We start from the raw sequence: 22,308 nt of genomic DNA, 5'->3' as shown, positions 1-22,308 counted from the left end.
GCGCTCCTACGTGAAATCTCGGAATGAGTCAGGGTAGTGACCCCAGAAATTTCACGTAGGAGAGCGATGCTAAAGGAGAAATAAACATGACTATTCGTCAAAGTGGCTTTGGCTCCCTTGAGCCCACTCGCCAAATCACTGCCCAGCGTTACAAAGCGTCTGTAGTCCCAGCCCCCCGCCAACTGTCTGGCCTTGAGAAGCTGGCAGAGTTCGGGATGCAGTTCCTCCAGTACAAACACCAGATAGACCAAGAAGTACTTCAGGCCGACTTGTCGATTGCCGTTGAGAAGTATGAGGATGCCATCAAAGGCATGGATCCGTCAGACTTCGCCAAGGACCCTGAAGCCGCTCTGAAGGCAGCAGGGATCAACGACCTCTATGGTCTGATTGAGAAGGCCCCCATCGGTCGCCAAAGTGAGATCCGTAAGAAGATTGACTACCTGCGGGACAAGACCACTACCAGCATGACAGCAGCCCACGACACCCGTGAGAAGGTCCGGGCAGCCGTCTACAACACGTCCAACGATCTGCGAACGTCTGGGGATGTCTCACCGGAACACTGGGAATCCGTCATGGCTCTCAAAGGTGACGCCCAGCAACACGCCATCGCCTCCATGGCCCAGATCGCTATCACAGAGGGACGCATGGAGCTGTTCGACCGGATGGCCCAAGACCAACGCTTGGCCCCTGAGCTGCACGACAACGTAGGGGTCTGGAAGCGTCAGGCCCAGTCCATGATCGACGCTAAGAAGCGCGAGGAAGAGGCAGCAGCACGACGCCGAGCAATCGAGGCCAACAAGGCACACAAGGAAGCACTCAAGGCCCAGCGCCAGATGGCAGTCCTTGGGATGCTCTCACAGGGGACCCCAATGGAGGTCGTAATGTCTCTTGCGCCTATCAACGATGGGGTCAAAAGGGATGAGGTTGAATGGGCTGTCCGGTCTAACCCCGCGCTGCATCGCACAGTGGCCGCAACGTCAGTCCTGAACACAGACAAGCACCTGATGGCAGCCATGTTTGCTAACCCCGTGTCCCCTGACGGTAAGACCCCTTCTCCAACCTTCCAGGCAGCAGCGAATACCCTCCAGATGTACCTAGACGTGCGTGGAGGCGTGGACGCTCTGGAAGGTGTGGGACTGACCAAGACACAACGGCAGGCTGTCCAAGCAGCCCTGATGTTGAGCCGTAAGTCTGGGGAAGATTTCGCTGGGTCTCTGTATCGGTCCCTCACCACCGCAACTCCCTACATGCTTCCGGTCAATTCAGCAGATGAACGGAAGAGGGACAACGAGGTGATAGCTGGCTTCAACATGACACAGCGGGACGCATACAAGCGTGAGAAGGAGTCCCTGATGCACTTCGGCCTGTCCCCTGCGGAAGCCTCTGAGAAAGCCGCTGAGTACGTGACAGCGGACGCCCACGACGCCAATGGTGTGACCATTACCGGCATTACCGGAGTGCGTAACATGCTGGGGGAAACGCTAGGGGTTCACATCGAGGACAAGGTGCTGAATGAGGTCATTAACACCACCATCGACAAGACCTTGACGAACGCCTCCAATGCGTACTTCGGGAGCAACCAGCCGCTGGACAAGTGGCACCAGTTCACCGACATGGACGGGACGCTGATCTTCCAGCACAAGGACCATTTCGGCCTGATGGTGCAAGTCACCCCTGACATGTTCAAGAAGACTGCCAGCGAGTTCAAACAGCAGGACGTAGCCTACGGTAAGGACGAACCGTCCCGCCGCACGGAACACGCTGACCAGTACGAACGAGTAGGCGCTGGCTATCCAGTGCGTAAGCTGAAGAACGTATCGAGCAACCCCTTCGAGTCATTCTTCCGCTAATCCAATCGACCCCTAGAAACCTCTGGGGGTCATTCTCCCTGACCTAAGCAATACATCCGGTCACTCCCCGACCGTCAATCAACCAATTGCGTCTTTATGTCGTGCTTCTTCTGATGCTCCAGCTTGCCTATGAGTTAAGCGATTGGGTGCTTGCTGGAGGGAGAACGGCATGAGAGGCACAACATAAGGAACCCATTCAATGAAACAAGTCGAATCTATCTCCCTGCACTTCATGGGCAACACAGTGACCGTCAACCAGAAGGACGGCCTGTTCTGTCTCAACGACCTGCACCGTGCGTACACTGGTGGTATGAGCCGTAAGCAGAAGCCGCACGACTGGTGCAAAGGGATTCTTAATGGCGAGAAAAGTCGCCATTACAATTTGATCACCTTCAAGGGCAAGCACGGCGGCACCTATGCGAATGAGCAAGGGGTCTATGCCTACGCTTCATGGCTAGACGATGATTTCCACAACGCAGTCCTCCGGACCTTCTCCTCTGCTGCCCGTGGTGATGCTGAAGGGGCGGTGAAGATCGCTCAATCCTCTGTCACTCTGACATGGCGTGAAACCCTTCGTGAAGGCAATAAGGCTTTCTGTCACGCTATCTACACTGCACAAAAAGAAGGGAACGTGAAAGGCAACCTGAACCACGTCATGGCTAACATACAGTCTCTTGTCTGCAAGGCAGTGACTGGTCTGGACGGTACGGCATTCAAGAACCGCTATGGTATGTCCGCGCGTGACTTCTTGGTGTCTCAAGATGATGGCAAGCGGCTTGGAGTGATGGCCCGCATTGAAGGCAAGGTGGAAGCGCTGCTGGACGCGGGGATGGACTACATGATGATCAAAGCAGCCCTTGCTAAAGATGTTATGAAGGCAATCGAAAGCTGGAGGTATGATGATTTTACTGCAAGCAATGGATGATGAGTGGGCAATGCAAGCGATGAGCGTTAATCAGCATGATTAACTCATTCTCGATGAGTGAACCGCGAAGATGATTACTCCATTGAATTTTGTCACTCAAGCTATTCATGAAAAAAGGGAACCTTGCGGTTCCCTCTTCGTCATTACTTGCCGCCGATCTTAAACCGGAAACATTCTGCCGTCTTAGGGTATACATACTCACCACTGCGCCAATGTTTGAAGCGTTTGCAGTAGACGTAGCCATCTTCTACGTAAGGGTATGTTTTATCGCTCATTGGAGTATTCCTCATGTCCAGAACTACTCATAGAACACCACAAGCAAAGCTGATGGTTTCTACATTGGCACACAGGGTTAGTTGCGACTTTGTCGAACTTAAACCTGTTTTCTAAAGCACCTGCGTTCAGCATCTTGCCTCCCATAATGCAGGTGAACCAATTGAGTAGGATTGATTTCCAGACGTTGACGGCATACTATCCAAGTCGAGAATGACAGTGGGTTGTAGCCTTCCAGCATTGGCGTGCTGGTCAATTTGGTTCAATCCTACCCTCCTCAGAAGGCATCCTAACGGATGCCTTTTGTCTTTCTAGATCTCATCATCTTCTTCTGAATCAACGAGATCTAATTGAAAGGTTAAGCAACCGTCCTTGAACTCAATCATGTCGTCTTTGTGCAAATACTTGACCCGATTGAAAGTCTTGTTGGTCCCTTTGCTCTCTTGAGCTAAAAAATCAGGTAGTCCGGCGCGAAATGACAGCCGAATGATTGCTGGAGATGTGTCGCTCTTCTTTGTTTGTTGGCTGAGAGTGACACTGCCAGGCTTATCTGATTTCATGATCCGACAGACGGTATTGTCGTTAGCAAAAAGAAGCTGGACTTTGTCCTGATACTGGAAGCCACACCGCTCCATCGCTTCATGGCTGATCCTAAAAAGCAGCTCATTTTTTTTGGTCTTGAAGCTGTGGGTTATGCTGACAAGCTCTGATGATGATTTGCCTGCCGCTGTCACAGCTTTAAAATTGAGATTGTCAAACATTACAGTCCCCTCCAAAGAGTTCATGCGGACAAGTTTACTCCCCTCCCATTCGCCGATCAACGATCTTCATCACCTCCCATTCAATAAATCATTATTGATTTAGTTTCCTTGCATTATAAAACTTCATCCATTGGCGCCTCACCTTCAATTTTTGGCGCCTAATTTTAAGTTATTGGCGCCACATTGCGTCACATTGCGCCACACTGCGCCATTAGTTGCACTCTCAGTGCTACGGCAATGGGCTTTAATCTCCTCACTCGTGCACTCTCAGTGCCACGCTGGTGGATTCTAAATTCCTCGCCTGCGCACTCTCAGTGCCACACCGGTGGATTCCAAGTTCCTCGCCAGCGCACTCTCAGTGCCACACCGGTGGATTCTAAATTCCTCGCCAGCGCACTCTCAGTGCCACACCGGTGGATTCTAAGTTCCTCGCCAGCGCACTCTCAGTGCCACACCGGTGGATTCTAAGTTCCTCGCCAGCACACTCTCTGTGCCACACCGGTGGATTTTTAAATCTCATACATCTCACCGCCCATGTTCACTATTCCATAGCTCGGCGAAGATGTGCTGCCCTGCAACTGACACAATGGGTCACTGTAAAAGCGTGAGTGTTCTCTTAGTGTTATTGGGTAGCTGCTAAAGAAGTACAAAACGCTCCGATCAACGAATAAGCCCCCTTTGCGGACTTCAGGACTACCTGATGTTCACCGAGGGGGCTTTTTGTTTGTGTTGATTACTTGTTGAACAACTTGAGGAACTGGGACATGTAGGCGGACGCAAGCATGGTCTCAACGGCTTCGAGCTGGCGTGAGTAGTCATGACCGGATGAATAGAGACCATAAGACATGGTTAGCCCTTTGGTCCCATGCCCAACTATCGGCGCTGTCACATCCTCTGGAATGCCTGCACGTTGGTACGCGGTGATAGCCATGCCACGCAAGCTATGGAAGCCCTTGGTCCGATTTCTGACGCCTGTGGCTGCCTCTTTCAACTTGCCAAACTTGCTGGACCACCCGTGGGGATTCTTTGACTTAGGGACAGGCCACACGTTACCGACCACGCATTGCCTGAGTTCTTCCCAGAGACCGAGCGGAAGAGGGAAGGCGCGAATGGAGTTTGCTGTCTTGCCAGCCTTGATACGCACCAGCGGAACGCCTTGGCTAACCTCAAAGGAATCAGCCTGAAGACCAATAATCTCGCTTAGGCGGCAACCAGTGATAAGTCCGAACTTCGTCAACATGCGAAGATCATGCGGTGCCTTCTCGACTATTTGGGCCATCTCTTCAAGCGTAAAAGGGGCGTATGACCGGGAGTCGCCTGTGCTCTTGATTCCTGCGCTCTTGAATGGGTTATCCCCTTCCACGCTCCGAGTGAGATAGCAACTTTCCCACACAAGGGACAGAGCCGATAAGTAGCCGACCCGTGTGCTATCGCTCTTGCTACCAGCCAGGGAATCAAGCCACAAAGTCACGTCCCTCCGTTCCACATCCTTCAGTAGAACCGCTGGACGACCAAGGAAGGAGCCAAGGCTTTCTGCTGCGTGTTTGGCGCGACTCAACGTTGCCGGAGCTGCTGCTTTAAGACCCTTTGCGACCTTGGCCTTCTCACTCTCGATGAACGCCGTAGACGCCTCTTTTAGCGTAATGGCGTACTTGTCGATGACATCCTGCTCCCCTTGGATGGCCAACTTTATGGCATCCGCCAGCTCTTCATCCCCCCGAGCTATTGCAGCCTCAACGTCATAGGCATGGTGAAGCCCTTCAGGTTCAACGACAACCTCTTGTCCATCTGGCAACACGACCGCTTCAATGCGTTGCCCTGCTTCCCTAATGGCCTGTTGAATCTCTTCGATGTAAGCGTTAAATCGCAGACGCTTGGGGGCTTCTTCAGCCTGTGCCACCAACCGCTCAAAGTTGGCAATGATGAGGTCACGCTTCCTCTGGGCTTCTTTAAGGTCGCCTGTTTGTAACGTCTTTGTGTAGAGCCTCCGACCGCCAAACATCGGCAATCCACGGATAGCCTTGGGGACATTCCACACCAAGTACCAGCCATTTGCCTTCTGCTGTAAGGCCCAAGTCTCACGCCTTCTCATGCACACCTCACTTATGCTAGTCTTACCACAAAAGTTACCGCCAATGTTTCCATCTTTGTGCTGTAAGTTGTTGATTAGCTATAAATTCAATGCGTTACACATGGAGTCAAAAGATAATGAACTTCATGGTAATGACTCGGGTGACCTTGATTTAAGGGCGCGAATTATATCAGAACTTTGTGGCCAGCGCCTACTGGATGAGCGTTTGCTCACATTACCCCACGCAGTGTTTGCCGTGCAGCGCCAATCTTGCGTATATTCCCGACCCTGCGCCTCGCCAGATTTTTGACAACAGACTGATCCGATGAAGACCTATATCTACTACCCCGGCATGGAGGTACGTGACGAGCTCTGGCTCAAATTTGCCCTGCTCTATCTGGAGCGGCTTGCCTTTGTCTTCACCGTCAGCGAAAAGAGCGGCCTCACCGCCCTGCTCGATACCCTTCAACAGCAGACCGATCTGCTGGCCGAGCGGCCCGATGCCGCCTTCTTTGCCGCCATTACCCCGCAACTGGAGAGCCAGATAAGCGGCCTGGTGGCCCCCGATTTCGTCCGCCACAAGGTGTTTGGCAACAAGGAGCTGATTGGTCGCTGGCGTCAGGAGGCCAACCACGACTGCTTCTGCCCGGATCAGGTGGGGCTGGAGCGGCTGCACGGCTTTTGCCTTACTCACGGCTTTGCGACCCGGGATGAGGGTGGGATCAGAATGGCGCGGCGTTTTGCCAACCTGATCTCCATGCGCCTTGCCCGTGAGTGGGCACTCGCCAATGACGGGGCGCTCATTACCGATCACGACTATCTCGACCGCCTGCTCCATCTGCTCGAATCCCGCTACCACAATCGCGGCGGTCAGGATTGCTTCCACCTCGAAATCCCGTTGCAAGTACCCACTCACCTCGGCGAGATCTCCTTCGCCGAGCTTATCGCCCTGCGCGGGCGCAGCGGCTTTCGCCAGCAGTTGGCCGAATTTCATCTGGCCCTCGACAACCTGCTCACCATGCTGGGTAGCGGCTATGCCGACCCGGCGGCCCTGACCCGCTTTGAGCAGGCTCAGCAAGGGCTCAATCAACTGCTCGGGCCCGAGACCCTCAGCATGCCACTCACCACCCTGGTCAGCACCAGCCTGCCCGCCGTAGCCATGCTCCACCAGTTAAAGGCGAGCCACCCCGAAAGCAACCTCATCTTCCATCCCATCAAGAAGAGCCACTTTCACCAGCGCAAGAGCCAGCACTTCTTCACCCGGCTCGGCCATCTGCGCCAACCGGGCTGAATTGGCGGAATGAAAAAGGGGTTGGCATTTGCCAACCCCTCTCGTTATCTGCGGCCTACCAATCATCACCACGATGATTGGCCTGCTCTTGCGCCTGCCTTCGCGCCTCCATCACCCTGTCACGGCGGATATTGGCAGGGGTACAGGCAAACTGTTTCTGATAGCAACGCGCAAAACCCTCGGAAGCAGGTTCGAAAGGTGAATAGAACCCGGTACGTTCAGGAGAAACATGGTGATCACCATGATTGGTTGTGGCACAACCCGAACTCATCAGCACCAGCAAGGGACACAGAACACGCAGCAAAAGAGAACTCCCGATTGGATTTGAATGAATTCGTAATTATTCACAAATTAATTCACCCAATCAAATATTGATGCATTTCAAATAGTTAATTACATTCGCCTCAATGGCTGTTGGCAAAACGCTCAACGGGTGATGGTGCCGGCATCACCGTCAGGATGCACCACGCGAAACTCGATACGATCGCTGTTTCCTGCTTCATCGACCACCACCAACTGGTAGCGCCCCGCCACGCTCAGCACCTGATCCCCGTCCCAGCGCAGCCGCTGGCCGTTGAGAAACCAGGCTGGCTTGCCAACACCGCCAAGCACCTTCGGCTGCAACCGGTAGCGCTGACTGCGGATAAGATTGCCCTCCCCCAGCGCCACGATGCGAATGGGGGCCTGCAGCTCAGCACTCTGCCCTTCCCCAGCACAACCGCTGGCAAGCAGCGCCTGCCGTCGCTCTCCGGGGGACCGCCACGGCTCCAGCGACAATGGCCAGAGGGCCCGAAAACCGGATTGCGCCGCATCGGGGCAACGGGTCAGAGTCGGCTTGCCCGCGGCGGTCAATGCAACTTGACGCAGCGGCGAGGGCCAGTCCATGGGATCCGGCAAGGTGGGAGGATCGCGCCCTTCCAGCAACCAGGCGCTCTGACGCTGCAAACATGCTTCAGGCAGGGTCGAGCTAATTTTGCGCCCCAGCGGCCAGCAGATCTCGGCTTCGCTCACCGTATTGGGCTGTGCCGGCAGGGGGCTGTTGTCCGAGAGCCGCGAGTAGACCGAAAGCAGCAGCGGCACCGCCGCGCTCTGGCCGTAAAAACCGGGCAAAGGGGTGCCGTCGGGGCGCCCCAGCCAGACGCCGATGGTCCAGCGACCGGAGACCCCCATGGCCCAGCTGTCGCGATAGCCATAGCTGGTGCCGGTCTTCCAGGCCAGCCGGTTGACCCTGCCGGTTGCCTCACTGGCAAAAGGCTGATCCGCCCGTCCCTGCGCGCTCAATATTTGCCAGATGATCCAGGCAGCTCCCGGACTCAGCAAGGGGCGCGACACCGCCTGCTGCCCCGCCAGCCAGACCGGCATCGCCACCTGCCCCTGCCGGGTCAGTGCGCTGTAGAGGGCTACCAACTGCTCGAGCCTAATGCCCGCTGCCCCCAGCGCGATGGCAGGATTGGGTTTGTCGGAGAGCGCCAGCCGCACTCCGGCGTTGTCGAGGCGACTGACCAGTTTGTCCGGCCCCAGCGCCTCCAGCACCTGCACCACCGGCACGTTGAGGGATTGCTGCAGCGCCTGAGCCAGCGTCACCGGTCCCTGAAAGGCACCGGAGAAGTTGGCGGGGCGATATTCCGAGCCCAGCCTTGGCGCATCGGAGAGCAGAGAGGCCGAGTGCACCAACCCTTCGTCCATGGCCAGACCGTAGATGAAGGGCTTCAGCGTAGAGCCGGGAGAGCGAATCGCCTGCACCATGTCCAGATAACCGTGGCGGCGCAAATTGCCATACTCGGCGCTGCCCACATAGGCGCGCACCGCCATGGTTTTGTTATCTACCAAGAGCAACGCCGCTGAGGTCTGCTCGGGGAAGCGGCGAATGTAGCTCGCCACCCGCCCCTCCAACCAGCGCTGCAGATCGCCATCAATGGTGGTGTGCACCAGCGCCCCGGCCTGATGGTCGGCGGCGAGACGGGCAAAGAGCGGCGCCTCCATCGGCGTGAAGTGACCGCGGGCCAGCACCGGCTCGATACGCCCCTCCAGCCACACCTGTTCGGGCCAGACGCCTTGCGCTACCAGCCGCTGCATCACCTTGTCACGGGCGGTGCGGGCCCGCTCGGGATGGCGGTCCGGCCGGTTGCGGCTGGGAGCCTGTGGCAGCACCGCCAACAACGCCGCCTCGGCGTAGGTCAGCTTGGCCGCACTCTTGCCGAGATAGGCAAAACTTGCCGCCTGCACCCCCTCCAGATTGCCGCCAAACGGCGCCCGGTTGAGGTAGACGGTGAGCAGGGTGCGCTTGTCGTAGTGCCACTCCAGTTGCAGCGCGCGGGCCATCTGGCGCAGCTTGCCGGGCACGCTCCGGTGGTAGGGCTCGATAAGACGCGCCACCTGCATGGTAAGGGTCGAGCCGCCCGATACAGCCCGCCCATAGCGCAGCCACTGCCAGACCCCGCGCACCATGGCCACCGGATTGACCCCGGGATGACGCCAGAAGTAGCGATCCTCGTAGCCCAGCAGCGCCTCGATATAGCGGGGGGAGATCTGCTCCAGGGTCACGGGGTAACGCCACACGCCGCTGGTATCGGCAAAGGCACGCAGCGGTCGTCCCTTCATGTCGAGCACCACCCGTGCGTAGGCAGGGTCGAGCGGTGGCGGCGGGAAGAGTCTATCCAGCGCCAGCAATGACAGGAGCAGTGCTACAACTCCCAGCACCGAGAAGAGCAGCCAGCGTGGCAGGCGACCAAGCCAGCGCCAGCCTGCGCGGCCAGTGCTAACTAATTTCAGCCAGCCACGCTGCCAGAAAGTGAGCGGGCGAACCCGCTCAAGGGAGGGAATGTTACTCAGAGATGATCACCTCATGGATATCCTCACCCACGGCACGCAGCTCGGGGCGGTACATATCCTCCACCTGGGTCGGCGGCACCTGATAGCGACCCGGCGTCACCGCCCGCATCAGGTAGACCAGTTGCTGGTTGCTCCCCTCGCTCAGATCCAGCGCTGCCGTGTAGCGGTCATCGCGAAACTCCTGATGCTTGAGATAATCGTTCCACTCGCTCTGCCACGCCGGTTTCCCCTCAATGGAGAGCTCTTCGAGCTTGATGCTGTTGCCAAGGGCCGGGTTCTCCAGCTCGAAGCCGGCGGGCACCATCTCCACCAGCAGGGCATCGGGCACCGCCGATTCACTGCTGACATTGAGCCGCACCACCACCAGATCGCCCACCTTCACCTTGGCGGGATCGAACGGTTGACCATCGCTGTTGAACCAGCTGCGGGTCACGCTCATCCCCTTGCTGATCCGTGCCGGTGCCTGTTCGGGGTAACCGACCAGAGTGCGCTGCACATAGAGGGATCCCTTGCCCTCATTGGTAACCACACTGGCCGCCAGTGCCTCGGGGGCACCCAGTTGCAACGGGGCCGAACCGTTCAGGGATTCATTGCCAAGAGAGGAAGTTACCCTGGCCTGCCAGTCGACGGCAGGATCGAAGCGGGCGAGTCGCAACAAGGCGAGCCGCTCTTGGGTGCTGAGCCACTGACGGTGAGCCAGGGTATCGGCCACCTTGGCACTCAGGGCCGGCCAGCGCTCCGCAGCCAGCTTGTGCTGGCGCAGCAAGGAGAGCTCAAGGGCTCCATCGCGTAACTGCGAACCGTAATCCCCGAGATAGTCGTCACCACGCTCGGTCGCCAATGCCCGGCTGAGGGCCTTGGCGGAATTCTGCTCATCCCCCATGGCCGAGAGCGCAAGCGAGAGGTGCAAAAGCGGCAAACCGGAGCGAGCGTGATCGGCCTGCTGCTCCCAGATAAGGCGCAAGGTAGCGAGCGGCGCCTTGCCCACCCGGGCCAGCACATAGGCGCTGTAGGCCTGATAGGCCAACCGACTGTGCTCGGGGGCACTGCTCCAGCGCTCACCATACTGACTGTCGGTGAGATAGCTTTGCAGCCGGTTCAGCGCCTGATTGAGCATTGCCTCCGGCACTGCGTCGCCCGCCTCCTTGCGCGCCAGCAGGTAGTCGGCGGCATAGGCGGTGAGCCACTGCTCCTCGTCGGAGCGACCATCCCACAGACCAAAACCGCCGCTGGGCAGTTGCAACCGCTGCAGCCGCTGCAACAGGGCACGTTGCACGTCCGCCTCGCTCGCCGCTTTCTTGCCCTCTGCGGGTTTGCTCCAGGCGGCCCGCTCATCGGCCGTGGTCAGCAAGTAAGGCCAGGCCCGCGACAGAGTCTGCTCCAGACAGGCATAGGGGTAATCGGCCAGCGCCTGCCACTGGGCTGCCGGATCCCAGGGCGGAGTGCCGGAGAGGCTGAGCAGCCCCTGCAGGTTGGCGGGATCCAGCCCGGCCAGCTCAGCTGGCGCAAAGCTCATCTGCTGACCGGAGGCCAGCATCTGGTAGCGCTGGCGAGTCTCGGCCGGCCAGGGGAAGCGCAGCGGCAAAGTCCAGTCGCGGCTGATGGCAAAATCCTTGCCGCTGGCCGCCAACTGCAGGCTTGCCACGCCGCTTGCCCCGGTCACGGTGAGCGGCAGGGTCAGCCACTGCTCTTCGCCATTTTTAAGAGCCAGGGTGCCGGGCAGCTCGCCGTTTGCCTTGAGCCCACCGTTGAGGGTCCAGACAAGGGAGAGGGTCTGATCTTCGCCGCTCATGTTGCGCAACTGCACCAATGCCCGGGTCTCATCGCCTCTGGCGCCAAAGCGCGGCCAGCCGATCTCGGCCACCAAGGGCGCCACCACCTTGACGGCGCGCTCGGCCTCACCGACTTGCTGTTCGTTCCAGGCCAGCGCCATCAGCGCCAGTTCGCCGTTGAAGTTGGGCAAATCGAGCGGGATCACCGCCTTGCCCTGCTGGTCAAAACTCACCTCGCCGCTCCAGAGCGCGGCTACTTCGACCCGGCTCTCCAGCGCGCCACCCTTTTTCAGCGGCGCCCGATCGCCCCCGTAGTTGAGGCGGGCCAGCTTGCCATCCTGCGGCGGGATCACCTGGCCGTAGTTGTCGAATAAATCTTGGGAGAAGCGCTTGCGACCAAAGAAGATCTCGAACGGGTCGAGCGGCTGGTAGTCGCTGATATTGAGCACGCCCCGATCCACCGCCGCCAGCACCACGCGCCCCTGACTGTTGGGGGTGGAAGTGGCGGTCACTTCCAGCCGGGTAAGCGGCACCGCTTTATCCGGTGCGCTCAGGGTAAGCGGCAGACGACGCGCTTCCCGATCCAGGGTGAGCGGCACCAGTCCGACCGAGCGCAGGCTCTGCCCCTGTTGCTTGCCGGACGGTTTGGAGGCGCTGTCTGGCGCGGCGATCTGGGCCGAGATATGCAGGTCATGGCGCTGCCACTCGGGACTGACCGGGATCTCGAACTCGCCGCGGGCATCCTTGGCATCGCCACCTGCGCCCTTGAACTCGATGCGTTGCCACCAGCGCAGGCCGTCGCCATCTTCCACCAGCAGCAAGCCCTTGCCGGGGCGCGGGGCTACCAGCGTCACTTTGGCCTTGTCGCCCGCCTGATAAGCGCGCTTGTCGAGGGTGATGGCAATCTTGTCGGGCCGTGCCTGCTCGCCACCGCCGCCCCAGGCGTAACTGCCGATCTCAACCCGCAGGCTGGATTGATGGCCCTGACTGTTCTCCACCTCCAATCGATACCAGCCCGCGGCGAGTTGCAAGCTTAGGGGGGTCGGCCCCTTGCCATCCAGCTGCAGGGTCTGCTCCTGCTCCAGATAAGGCTGGCTGTTGAACTCGTACTTCCACCCCTCGCCATCGGCGTAGTGCCAGTAGTAGTCGCGGTACTCGTTGATAAGGCGCACCTTCACCGCCCCCGCCACCGGTTGACCTTGCTCATCGAGGTTGAGGATCTGGAAGGGGAGCGGCTTGCCCCCTTCCACCCGATCCGCCACGAAATCGGCCTTGAGTGCCGGCCACTGGCTGCCCGCAGGCCAGCCATACTGGGTGCGGCTGCGATTGACGGCGCGGCCACCGGGCTCGGAGAGCGACACCCGATAGGTCACCTCCAGCGGCCCGAGGGCGCGCACCCCATCGAGTTCATCTTGCAGTGAAAAAGTCCCCTGCCCCTGCTCATTGAGGGTGAGACTCCGCGCCTCGAGATCCTTGGCCTGCTCGGCGAGCAGTACGTCACCCAGCGTGAACTCCTGCCACTGGGTAAAGGGCATGGTGGCGCGGCTGATTTTTACCTCCGCCTTGGCCTTGGTTGCGCTCGCAGGCGCACCGTAGAGATAGTCCCCTTGCAGCGGCAGGGTGAGGGAGGCGTCCAGATCCGTAACTTCACCATCCGGCCCCTTGCCGAGCTGCAGTTTGAGCCGCTCCGGCAAAAACTCCTCCACCAAAAAGGGCCACTCGAAGCGACTACCAGCGGCGGTCTTGAGGTTGATGGTCCAGCGCCCGAGCGGCGCATCATCCGGCAAACGCAGACCGTAGTGGGCCGCGCCCAAATTGTCCGGTAGCAGCCGCTTTTGTTCGAGCAGCTGACCATCCGGCTGTTTCACCTCCAGCTCCACCGCCATCCCCGGCAGCAGCTGGCCATCCTGCCCTTTTAGCAGGATCTCGCTGTCGAGCCGCTCGCCGGGGCGATAGAGATCGCGCCCACTGAACAGATACAACTGCTGGGCCTGCCAGGGCTGGGTGCCGAGATCGAAGGTGGAGAGATCGAGTGCAGCCCCATCGAGGCGCAGCACCGCCAGATGGCTGCCCTGCTCGGCCAGCAGCAGGCGAGCCCCCTGCACCTGATCGAAGCGGCGATGACCCTGGGGATCGGTGGTTTGCACCTGTAGCCGGTTGCCCTTCTCGTCGAGCAGGGAGAGTTGCACATCCTTGAGCGGATCGGCGCTGGCCAGGGAGCTCACGAACACCTCCAGCTGATCGCGGTAACGGCGGGCACTGAGCCCCATGTCGCTCACCGCGAAGTAGGTGGTCTCCTTGCGCCAGTCGTAGTTGCCAAGGGGCGACATCACCGCAAAGTAGACGCCGGCCTCCGCCAGCTGCGGCTCCTTCACATTGATAAGGCGGGTCTCGCGCCGGTTGGCATCAAGCTCCAGCGCATAGCGGCCGCTGAACACCCGCTTGGCCCGCTTGGTGATCTGCTCGAGCTCCCAGTTGCCCATGCCGGCACCGGGGCGATACTCGGCCAGGAAACGGGGCAGGTATTCGGCATCGACCCGGAAGAAGTCGATATTGACCTCGTCCACATTGACCGCGCTGATGGGCAAGCGAAGTTCCTGACGCAGCGGCAATACCATGCCACTGGCGGTAAAGGAGGCTCCCGCCTCCAGCGGGCGGGTCTTGAGGGTCCAGCTCCGGGGGGATGGGCCCAGCCCCGCCTTGAGGCTCACTTCATAGCTTTTATCGGGCTGAACGTTCGGGAAATAGAGGGTGCGACCATCGTCGGCGAGGATCCACTCCCCCTGCACCTGCTTGCCCCCCTCACTGACCCCGAGCCAGCTCTGCCAGTTTGCCTTGGGCGCCAGGGGGCCGGAGAAGACCAGCGCCAGCGCCGGGGCATCGCGATATTGGCGGGCATTGGCCTGCACTACAGAAGTTGGCGCCCCGGCCTCCTGCTGCGCAGTGGATTCTGTGGTCGGTACTTGGCTGGTGGGTTTGTCAGGGCCGCAGCCAGACAGCAAACCGACTACCCCGCAAAGCAGCAGGGTTGACCAGCGGCGGCGCAGAGCGCCGGTTTCAGCGGTAGAGCGGTGAGAAGCAGAGGGAGAGTCGAAGAGGCGCATAGGTTCCATCCCGAGTTGGAGCGCTGCAAACGCAGCGTGGCTGGAAACAGGATAAGGCATCCTGCTCACCCGACACAAAGCTCATTACCCGAATGGGCACAATTCCGCGCCCCTGCAGCACGAGACCCCCCTTGCCCACTGATCCAGTGCGGCAAGGGTTGTCATCTAGTCGTGGCTGGTCTCGTTTTTTGCTCCGCCTTTGAACCAGCGAAACAGGATGGCCATGACAGCCGCCAGAAACAGCACCAGCGAGGTAATCAGCAGGGCCCGGGTCAACAGTTCGCTGTGGTGGAGAAAGAAGGGGGTATTCATCGCCAGCTTGCCCACCAAACTGAGGCAGAGCGCCCACATAAAGGCACTGGCAAAGCTGGCCACACACATGCGCAGCACGCTCAGGCGGCCAATCCCCATCAGCATGGGGGTCAGCACCCGCACGAACGGGATAAAACGGGAGGAGAACATCGCCAGAAAACCGTACTTTTTCAGCAACCGGGTTGCCTTGGGCAGGCTGTCGGGAGGCAACATCCGTTCGATATGCTCCATAAAGCGGGTGCGCTGCAGTGCCCGTCCCTGCCAGTAGGCGAGCACAGAACCTATGCCAGCAGCCAACGGCAGATAGACAAGAGTCACTTCGGGGCCAAACACCCCCATGCCCACCAACCCACCGGCCAGCAGTACCAGGCTGTCCCCCGGCAGGGGCAGGAAGACGAATGCGGACTCCAGCAGCAGTACCAGCATCAGGCAACTGATCAGCAGGGGTACCGCCTGCATCTGAACCAGGGCGTCAAAATCCTGATGCCAAATGGCCATCAGCATATCCAGCATGTCACTCTCCCTACTACACGGTTCATCATGAACGAGGCAGGGGTTATAGCACCCATCCCCTGAACAAAACGTTAATTTTGTCCGGCACAGGAAATATAGTGTGTCGAAATATTGCAGCAACCAGGGGAATGCAAGAAGGGCGAAAAGCAGAAACAAAAAGCCCCTCATCTTGCACGCACAAGGGAGAGGGGCAAACAGGCACAGAAATAAAACGGTTACTCGGCGGTAGCCATCTGCCAGGTTTTGAAGCCGCCGGAGAGATTCTTCACTTTAAAGCCGTGCTGACTCAGCAAACGGCAGGCGACATGGCCGCGCAGCCCGACCTGACAGCTGATCAGCAGCTCTTTCTCTTTGGGCAACTCATGGAGGCGGCCACGCAACTCGTCGAGGGGGATATGCAGCGCCCCCGGAATACGGCCCAGCTTGTCGAGCTCCGGGCCATTGCGCACATCCACCACCAGCTGATGGGGGTTACGAGCCTGTACCTCGGCCACGTGGCAGAGCAGGGTGTCCCCCTTCAGGTGGTTGCTTGCCACAAAGCCTGCCATGTTGATCACATCCTTGGCCGATCCAAAGGGCGGCGCATAGGTGAGCTCCAGATCCTGCAGATCAAACACGGTGAGACCGGCACGCTGGGCCACCGCCAGCACGTCGATGCGCTTGTCGATGCCATCCTTGCCGATGGCCTGGGCGCCATAAATCTTGCCATCCGGGGCAAACAGCAGCTTGAGGCTGACCGGATGGGCGCCCGGGTAGTAACCGGCGTGGCTGCCCGGGTGGACATAAACCTTCTCGAACGGCAATCCCAGTTGCACCAGTCGCTTCTCGTTCAGCCCCGTGCTGGCCACCGCCAGATCGAACAGCTTGCAGATGGCGGTCCCTTGCGTCTTCTTGTAGGTTTCGCTTCGGCCCAGCATATTGTCGGCGGCGATGCGCCCCTGCCGGTTGGCCGGGCCCGCCAGCGGGATCAGCACAGATTCGCCGGTGACGAAATCTATCTCTTCCACCGCATCCCCCACCGCGTAGATAAAGGGATCCGAGGTACGCATCCCGGCATCCACCTTGATGCCGCCCCGTGGGCCCAGCTCCAGCCCCGCTTTGGCGGCGAGCAGAGTTTCCGGCTTGACGCCGATGGCGAGGATCAAGAGACCGGTATCAAGATGGGAACCGTCATTGAGGGTCAGGCGCAGGCCACCGCTTTTGGCGGTCGGCACGGCGGAGGTCTTCTCGGCAGGCAGATCCAGACTCTCGATGGCGGTGAGGCCGGTGCGCAGGCGCAGGTCGATCCCCTCTTCCCGGATGCGGGCATGGAGCATGTTGGCCATCTCCTTGTCCACCGGCGCCATCACCTGCTCGGCCAGCTCCAGCAGGGTGACATCCAGCTTGCGCTGATGCAGCGCCTCCATCATCTCCAGCCCGATAAAGCCACCGCCCACCACAGTGACGTGGCGCGGCTGATCGTGGTGCAGGGCCGCCAGAATGCGATCCATGTCCGGGATGTTGCGCAGGGTATAGACATGGGGGCTGTCGATACCGGGGAAGGGAGGACGGATCGGCGCAGCCCCCGGGCTCAGCAGCAGCACATCGTAATGCTCGCGCTGCTCTTCACCGGTTTGCAGGTTGCGCACCAGCAAGGTCTTGCCCGCCTTGTCGATCTCGATCACATCGTGGAAGACCCGCACATCGACGTTGAAACGGCGCTTGAAACTCTGGGGAGTCTGCAGCAGCAAGGCATCCCGGTCGGGGATATCGCCCCCGATGTGATAGGGCAGACCGCAGTTGGCGAAGCTGACAAACTCGCCCCGCTCGAACATCACGATCTCTGCCTCTTCACTCAAACGACGAGCACGAGCCGCCGCCGATGCGCCCCCCGCGACACCACCGATAATCAGGATCCGTTTCATCTGCAAGACTCCTCATACATGATAATGGGCAATAAATTAGACTTTTCTAATTTAGAATTCAATGAAATTTTGTTTCGCACCATTTTGCAGTATTCTTGCAACCCCGACGGTTGCTTAACAGGATGTTGTTTGTTCATGTCGTCTACCGCACTCAGTCATCTTCCTCCTGCCCTCCAGACGCCGCTCTTTTTCCGTCTGGATCTGCGCAGTCAACGGCTGGTCGCCCTGACCGACGTGATGCAAACCCCGCTCTACTGGCTCGATGAGCCGCGCGCCCCCTGGCCTGCCCAGCTGCCCGATGCCCTGCGCCTGCCCATCGAACAACTGCTGGCCAACGGTCATGGCGGCAAGATCACCGTGCGCTTTGCCAGCCAGTTGTGGCATATCGCCCTCGCCCACGAGCAGGATGGCTTCTGGCTCATCTGTCTGCAGAACCTTCGCCAGGAGCCCATCGCCGATTTGGCATTGCAACTGCCGCGCCTCAGCCAGATGGCGAGCCAGCAACAGTATGCGCCCCTGCTCGAGGCCCTTAAAGAGAGTTTGGGGGCCGATCGGCTCATCCTCTGGCACTATCAGGCCAACGGCGATCTCGGCAGCGAGCAACTCACCCCGGTGTTCACCCTGGGGGTCGAGGCGCTCTACCCCATTCGCGGTGACAGCCGCTATATCCGCGCCCTGCGTACCCGCAAAGCGTTGAGCTTCTCGGAGGCCGCCCACCAGCCGATGCTGAACAATCACCTCTATCTGACCAGTGCCGGTGTGCGCTCACGCCTCGATGGTGCCCTGCTGGAGCAGGACAAGCTGTTCGGGGTGCTGAGTCTGGAGTATCTCGATCCCACCCCGCTTAGCGAGGAGATGTTGCAACTGGTGCGCAGCAGCGCCCAGCTGCTCGGCCACTGGCAACCGCAACCGGAAGAGCACCGTGCCGAGCTGGCCCTCCCGCCCGAGCTGCACCAGCAGACCGGCATCGACTACTGCAAGACGTTGGTAAGCTGGGCCATGAGCGCCAGCGGTGCCCGGGTGGGCTGGATCGGCGAGTTCCAGCCCCGCGGTCAGGATCTCTGGATCATCCCCCGCTGCGTCATCAACGAGGAGATCTGCTCCACCCTCAAGCCCATCCAGCTCGACCCCGGCCCCGCTCAGGAGCTGTTCCAGCATGGTCAGGCCATCTATGTGGAAGATCTGCCAGTGCGCTATCCCAAGGCGACCCGGCTGCTGGCCCTCAATGCCAGCGCCTACATCGGCATTCCGCTCCATGGCCAGAGCGGCGCCCCCATTGGCCAGATCACCCTGCTGCTCGATACCCCCCTTGAGGAGCCCGAACAGCTGCTGGATCTATTGAGCAGCCAGCACGAGCGGGCCGCCATCGAACTCAAGCGCCTCGCCGCCGACGACGCCCTGCGGCTGGCGGAAGTGGCCTTCAATACCCACGATGGACTGATCGTGATGGATCACAACGGCATCATCCTCAAGGTCAACCACTCCTTCAGCCGGATCACCGGATTTGGCGAGGTAGAGGTGATCGGTCACTCCATTCGCAAGCTGCGTCCCACCTACTACGGGGATCATCTCAAAGAAGATGTCAGCCGCACCGTCAACGAGCAGGAGTTCTGGCTCGGGGAAGAGCGCTGTCTGCACAAGGATGGGCACCTCTTTCCGGTGCGCTTGATGGTGAACGGCGTCAAGGATGAGCAGGGGGAGCTCAGCCACTTTATCTGCAGCTTCTACGACATCACCCAGGAAAAAGAGGCGGCCAGACATATCGAGCAGCTCGCCTACTACGACGATCTCTGCGGTCTGCACAACCGGCGCAGCCTCAACCATATTTTGCAGCAGACCCTGAGCGCCTCCAACGGCCAGTGGGGTGCCCTGCTGCTGGTGGATCTCGACAACTTCAAGTCGATCAACGACTCCCTTGGTCACGCCTGCGGCGATCTACTGCTGCAGGCCGTGGTACAGCGTTTCAGGGATCTGCCCCAGGACAATCTGGTACAAGCGCGCATCTCTGGGGATGAATTTGCCCTGCTCTTTACCCAGCTCGGACAAGGGGAAGTCACCGCCAAAATTCTGGCAGAGCACTTCGCCCGCGAGCTGATGGGGCTGTTTCGCACCCCGTTCGACATCGGCGATCACAAGCTGCACTGCAGCGCCTCGGTGGGGATCAGCCTCTTCTCCGGCAACGAGACGGATCATCTGGTCCTGATGCAACAGGCCGACACCGCAACCCACATGGCCAAGCGCGCCGGTCAGGGCCACTACGTCTTCTTTACCGAGGCGATGGCCCAGCACGAGAAGAACCGGCTGACCCTCACCAATGAGCTGCGCGATGCCCTGCGTCACCACGAGCTGCAACTCCACTACCAACCGCAATACCGGGTCGACAATGGCTCGCTGTCGGGTATCGAGGCACTGCTGCGCTGGCAGCGCAGCGACGGCACCATGGTGCCACCCGGGGAGTTTATCCCCATCGCCGAAGAGACCAGCCTGATCCTCGAGATCGGCTACTGGGTGATGAAGACCGCCTGTGCCCAATACAGCTTCTGGCTCAACCGTGGCCTGCAGATCCCCCATCTGTCGGTCAACGTCAGTGCCCGCCAGTTCCACACCCAGGGCTTCGTACAACAGGTGGAGTACATCTTGCGCGATACCGGTGTGCCCCCCTCCCGCCTGCTGCTGGAGGTGACCGAATCGGTAGTATTGGAGAATCGGCAGGAGAGTATCGCCAGAATGCGCCAGCTCAAGGAGCTCGGCATCCTCATCTCCATCGATGACTTCGGTACCGGCTACTCGTCGCTGGCCTATCTGCGGGATCTGCCCGCCGACGAGGTGAAGCTCGACAGAAGCTTCATTCAGACCCTGGTACACAGCGAACAGGACAGAGCCATCGTCAAGGCGATACTCGATCTGGCCCAGGTCTTCCGTTTTACCGTCACCGCCGAAGGGGTGGAAGAGGAGGCGCAGCTGGCCATCCTCAAAGCGCTGGGATGCCAGCATTATCAAGGGTTTCTCACCAGTCGGCCGCTCACCGTCAAGGGGCTGGAGCAGCTGCTTGGCAGCCGGGCGCCGGACTAAAGGTGTAGGATCAATAGGGGTTTATGTAATAAAATAACGGCCTGCTCGAATCGTTGGAGTTGTTTATGTCTGTCATTAATCGGATCCCTGCCGTTGAAATCAGCCAGCCAGCCGGAGCTCACGGCACCGTTGGCCGGATCCATTCCGTCGAAACCTGCGGCACTGTCGATGGCCCGGGAATACGCTTTATCGTATTCATGCAAGGCTGCCTGATGCGCTGCAAGTACTGCCACAACCGCGATACCTGGGATACCGAAGGTGGCCGCGAAGTGACCGTACCGGAGTTGATGAGTGACATCACCAGCTATCGCCACTTCATGAATGCCTCCGGCGGTGGCGTGACAGCGTCCGGCGGTGAAGCCATGCTGCAACCGGCTTTCATTACCGAACTCTTTACCGCCTGCAAAGAGAAAGGGATCCACACCTGTCTCGACACCAACGGCTTCGTCCGCCATCTCGACGAACAGGTGGACAAGCTGCTCGACCAGACCGATCTGGTGCTGCTCGACATCAAACAGATCAATGACGAGAAACACATTCCGCTGACCCACGTCAGCAACAGATACACCCTGGAGTTTGCCCGCTATCTGGCGGCCAAAGGCAAGACCATGTGGATCCGCTACGTGGTGGTACCGACCTGGAGCGATGACGACGAGAGCGCCGAAGGGCTGGGCCAGTTCATCGCCGAGCTGGGCGAGAGCGTGGAGAAGGTGGAGCTGCTCCCCTACCATGAGCTGGGCAAACACAAGTGGGACGTGCTGGGCGACCCGTACGAGCTGAGCGGGATCAAGCCCCCCAGCAAGGAGACTATGGAACGGGTCAAGGGCATCCTCGGCAAGTACCACAACAACGTCAAATATTGATGGTAAAAGCAGGCTGATTCGTCAGCCTGCTCTGCTATGGGCGGTCGGGAAGGCCGCCCGGACTCTACTGCATAAATGGACGACAAGATGAGTGAAGGACAACTCGCCGCCCTTCTGATCTGGCTGGTACTGCTGGCTTTCAGCCTGCGCCGCTCTCTGTGGCAGACCCTCCATGACAACCCCCTCTATCAACACCTGCTGCTGGGCAGTGCCATCGCGCTGGTGCCACTCTGGTATCTAAGGGCCGGTCTGCATGAGGGGCTGGAGGTCCATTTTCTCGGGCTCACCTCCCTCACCCTGCTGCTGGGCTGGCGGCTGGCACTGCTCGCCCCTTGCCTGACCCTGCTGGTGCTCGGTTACTTCGGTGTCACCAATCTGGCCGATTTTGGCTGGCAAGCGCTGGTGGGCATCGCCCTGCCGGTAGCCACCAGCTGGCTGCTGTTTCTGGCCAGCTGGGCCTGGTTGCCGCGCCATCTCTTTGTTTATATCTTCGTTGCCGCCTTTCTCGGCGGCGCCATCACCATCTCGGTCAAGGTGGCCGCCAGCGCATTGCTGATGGGGCTAAGTAACAGCTACCCCTGGCACACCATCACGGCGGATTACCTCTCCATCTGGCCACTGCTGCTGTTCCCCGAAGCTCTGCTCAACGGCATGGCGATGACGGTGCTGGCCATCTACCGCCCTCACTGGGTCAATACCTTCTTCGACCGCACCTATCTGGGCAAGTAACGCTCTCTTTCCTGATCTGCGCCCATAAAAAAGGAG

General features: G+C 59.5%; 13 protein-coding genes. 6 read left to right on the top strand and 7 right to left on the bottom strand.

Annotated elements, in window-relative coordinates:
* The first annotated feature begins 86 nt into the window (after positions 1–86).
* A complete protein-coding gene (locus ACB040_RS04965) occupies positions 87–1,850 on the top strand; it encodes a hypothetical protein (RefSeq protein WP_368166915.1) in 1,764 nt (587 codons plus the stop codon).
* A gap of 199 nt (positions 1,851–2,049) precedes the next feature.
* The gene (locus ACB040_RS04960) at positions 2,050–2,775 is read left to right on the top strand and encodes a KilA-N domain-containing protein (RefSeq protein WP_103829270.1); all 726 of its coding nucleotides are present in this window, start codon (positions 2,050–2,052) and stop codon (positions 2,773–2,775) included.
* A 584-nt stretch (positions 2,776–3,359) separates the two neighbouring features.
* Here ACB040_RS04960 and ACB040_RS04955 read toward each other — a convergent pair.
* Together ACB040_RS04955 and ACB040_RS04950 are read right to left on the bottom strand one after the other, a co-directional pair.
* Positions 3,360–3,809, bottom strand: coding sequence for a hypothetical protein (locus tag ACB040_RS04955; RefSeq protein WP_075115341.1), 450 nt, complete (start codon positions 3,807–3,809; stop codon positions 3,360–3,362).
* A 733-nt stretch (positions 3,810–4,542) separates the two neighbouring features.
* A complete protein-coding gene (locus tag ACB040_RS04950) occupies positions 4,543–5,901 on the bottom strand; it encodes a tyrosine-type recombinase/integrase (protein ID WP_257119737.1) in 1,359 nt (452 codons plus the stop codon).
* Between the two features lie 304 nt (positions 5,902–6,205).
* On the opposite strand from ACB040_RS04950, the gene ACB040_RS04945 reads away from it, so the two are divergent.
* Positions 6,206–7,171, top strand: coding sequence for a hypothetical protein (locus ACB040_RS04945; protein WP_371153587.1), 966 nt, complete (start codon positions 6,206–6,208; stop codon positions 7,169–7,171).
* 55 nt (positions 7,172–7,226) lie between these two features.
* Here the strand turns inward: ACB040_RS04945 and ACB040_RS04940 are convergent, their stop codons facing one another.
* The 5 genes from ACB040_RS04940 to ACB040_RS04920 all read right to left on the bottom strand — a co-directional run bounded on the left by ACB040_RS04940 (position 7,227) and on the right by ACB040_RS04920 (position 17,608).
* Complete coding sequence (locus ACB040_RS04940; protein WP_371153589.1) at positions 7,227–7,475, bottom strand: hypothetical protein; 249 nt, start codon at positions 7,473–7,475, stop codon at positions 7,227–7,229.
* A gap of 122 nt (positions 7,476–7,597) precedes the next feature.
* Positions 7,598–9,943: a penicillin-binding protein 1C gene (gene pbpC, locus ACB040_RS04935; RefSeq protein WP_371153611.1), complete on the bottom strand. Its 2,346-nt coding sequence runs from the start codon at positions 9,941–9,943 to the stop codon at positions 7,598–7,600.
* Positions 9,944–9,995: 52 nt separating this feature from the next.
* On the bottom strand, positions 9,996–14,879 hold the full coding sequence (locus ACB040_RS04930) for an alpha-2-macroglobulin (RefSeq protein ID WP_371153591.1): 4,884 nt from the start codon (positions 14,877–14,879) through the stop codon (positions 9,996–9,998).
* Between the two features lie 165 nt (positions 14,880–15,044).
* The gene (locus ACB040_RS04925; protein WP_064336742.1) at positions 15,045–15,704 is read right to left on the bottom strand and encodes a DedA family protein; all 660 of its coding nucleotides are present in this window, start codon (positions 15,702–15,704) and stop codon (positions 15,045–15,047) included.
* Between the two features lie 215 nt (positions 15,705–15,919).
* Positions 15,920–17,608, bottom strand: a complete 1,689-nt coding sequence (locus tag ACB040_RS04920) for an FAD-dependent oxidoreductase (protein WP_338771488.1) — start codon at positions 17,606–17,608, stop codon at positions 15,920–15,922.
* A 135-nt stretch (positions 17,609–17,743) separates the two neighbouring features.
* On the opposite strand from ACB040_RS04920, the gene ACB040_RS04915 reads away from it, so the two are divergent.
* The 3 genes from ACB040_RS04915 to ACB040_RS04905 all read left to right on the top strand — a co-directional run bounded on the left by ACB040_RS04915 (position 17,744) and on the right by ACB040_RS04905 (position 22,272).
* Positions 17,744–20,680, top strand: coding sequence for an EAL domain-containing protein (locus ACB040_RS04915; protein WP_338771490.1), 2,937 nt, complete (start codon positions 17,744–17,746; stop codon positions 20,678–20,680).
* A 65-nt stretch (positions 20,681–20,745) separates the two neighbouring features.
* Positions 20,746–21,543, top strand: coding sequence for a pyruvate formate lyase 1-activating protein (gene pflA / locus ACB040_RS04910; protein WP_005333994.1), 798 nt, complete (start codon positions 20,746–20,748; stop codon positions 21,541–21,543).
* An 87-nt stretch (positions 21,544–21,630) separates the two neighbouring features.
* Complete coding sequence (locus ACB040_RS04905; RefSeq protein ID WP_236272143.1) at positions 21,631–22,272, top strand: energy-coupling factor ABC transporter permease; 642 nt, start codon at positions 21,631–21,633, stop codon at positions 22,270–22,272.
* Positions 22,273–22,308 lie beyond the last annotated feature (36 nt).

It is taken from the genome of Aeromonas sp. S11(2024) (genome assembly GCF_041402345.1).
Lineage (GTDB): Bacteria > Pseudomonadota > Gammaproteobacteria > Enterobacterales > Aeromonadaceae > Aeromonas > Aeromonas veronii.
Note: the sequence above shows the minus strand (reverse complement) of the source record. Positions and strands in the feature narration are given on the sequence as shown.

Excerpts from the sequence above, each read along its gene's own strand:
- ACB040_RS04965 (WP_368166915.1), top strand. The coding sequence starts at position 87 with ATGACTATTCGTCAAAGTGGCTTTGGCTCCCTTGAGCCCACTCGCCAA.
- ACB040_RS04955 (WP_075115341.1), bottom strand. The coding sequence starts at position 3,809 with ATGTTTGACAATCTCAATTTTAAAGCTGTGACAGCGGCAGGCAAATCA.
- ACB040_RS04905 (WP_236272143.1), top strand. The coding sequence starts at position 21,631 with ATGAGTGAAGGACAACTCGCCGCCCTTCTGATCTGGCTGGTACTGCTG.
- ACB040_RS04960 (WP_103829270.1), top strand. The coding sequence starts at position 2,050 with ATGAAACAAGTCGAATCTATCTCCCTGCACTTCATGGGCAACACAGTG.
- ACB040_RS04950 (WP_257119737.1), bottom strand. The coding sequence starts at position 5,901 with ATGAGAAGGCGTGAGACTTGGGCCTTACAGCAGAAGGCAAATGGCTGG.
- ACB040_RS04920 (WP_338771488.1), bottom strand. The coding sequence starts at position 17,608 with ATGAAACGGATCCTGATTATCGGTGGTGTCGCGGGGGGCGCATCGGCG.
- ACB040_RS04915 (WP_338771490.1), top strand. The coding sequence starts at position 17,744 with ATGTCGTCTACCGCACTCAGTCATCTTCCTCCTGCCCTCCAGACGCCG.
- ACB040_RS04945 (WP_371153587.1), top strand. The coding sequence starts at position 6,206 with ATGAAGACCTATATCTACTACCCCGGCATGGAGGTACGTGACGAGCTC.
- ACB040_RS04930 (WP_371153591.1), bottom strand. The coding sequence starts at position 14,879 with ATGCGCCTCTTCGACTCTCCCTCTGCTTCTCACCGCTCTACCGCTGAA.
- ACB040_RS04925 (WP_064336742.1), bottom strand. The coding sequence starts at position 15,704 with ATGCTGGATATGCTGATGGCCATTTGGCATCAGGATTTTGACGCCCTG.
- pflA (WP_005333994.1), top strand. The coding sequence starts at position 20,746 with ATGTCTGTCATTAATCGGATCCCTGCCGTTGAAATCAGCCAGCCAGCC.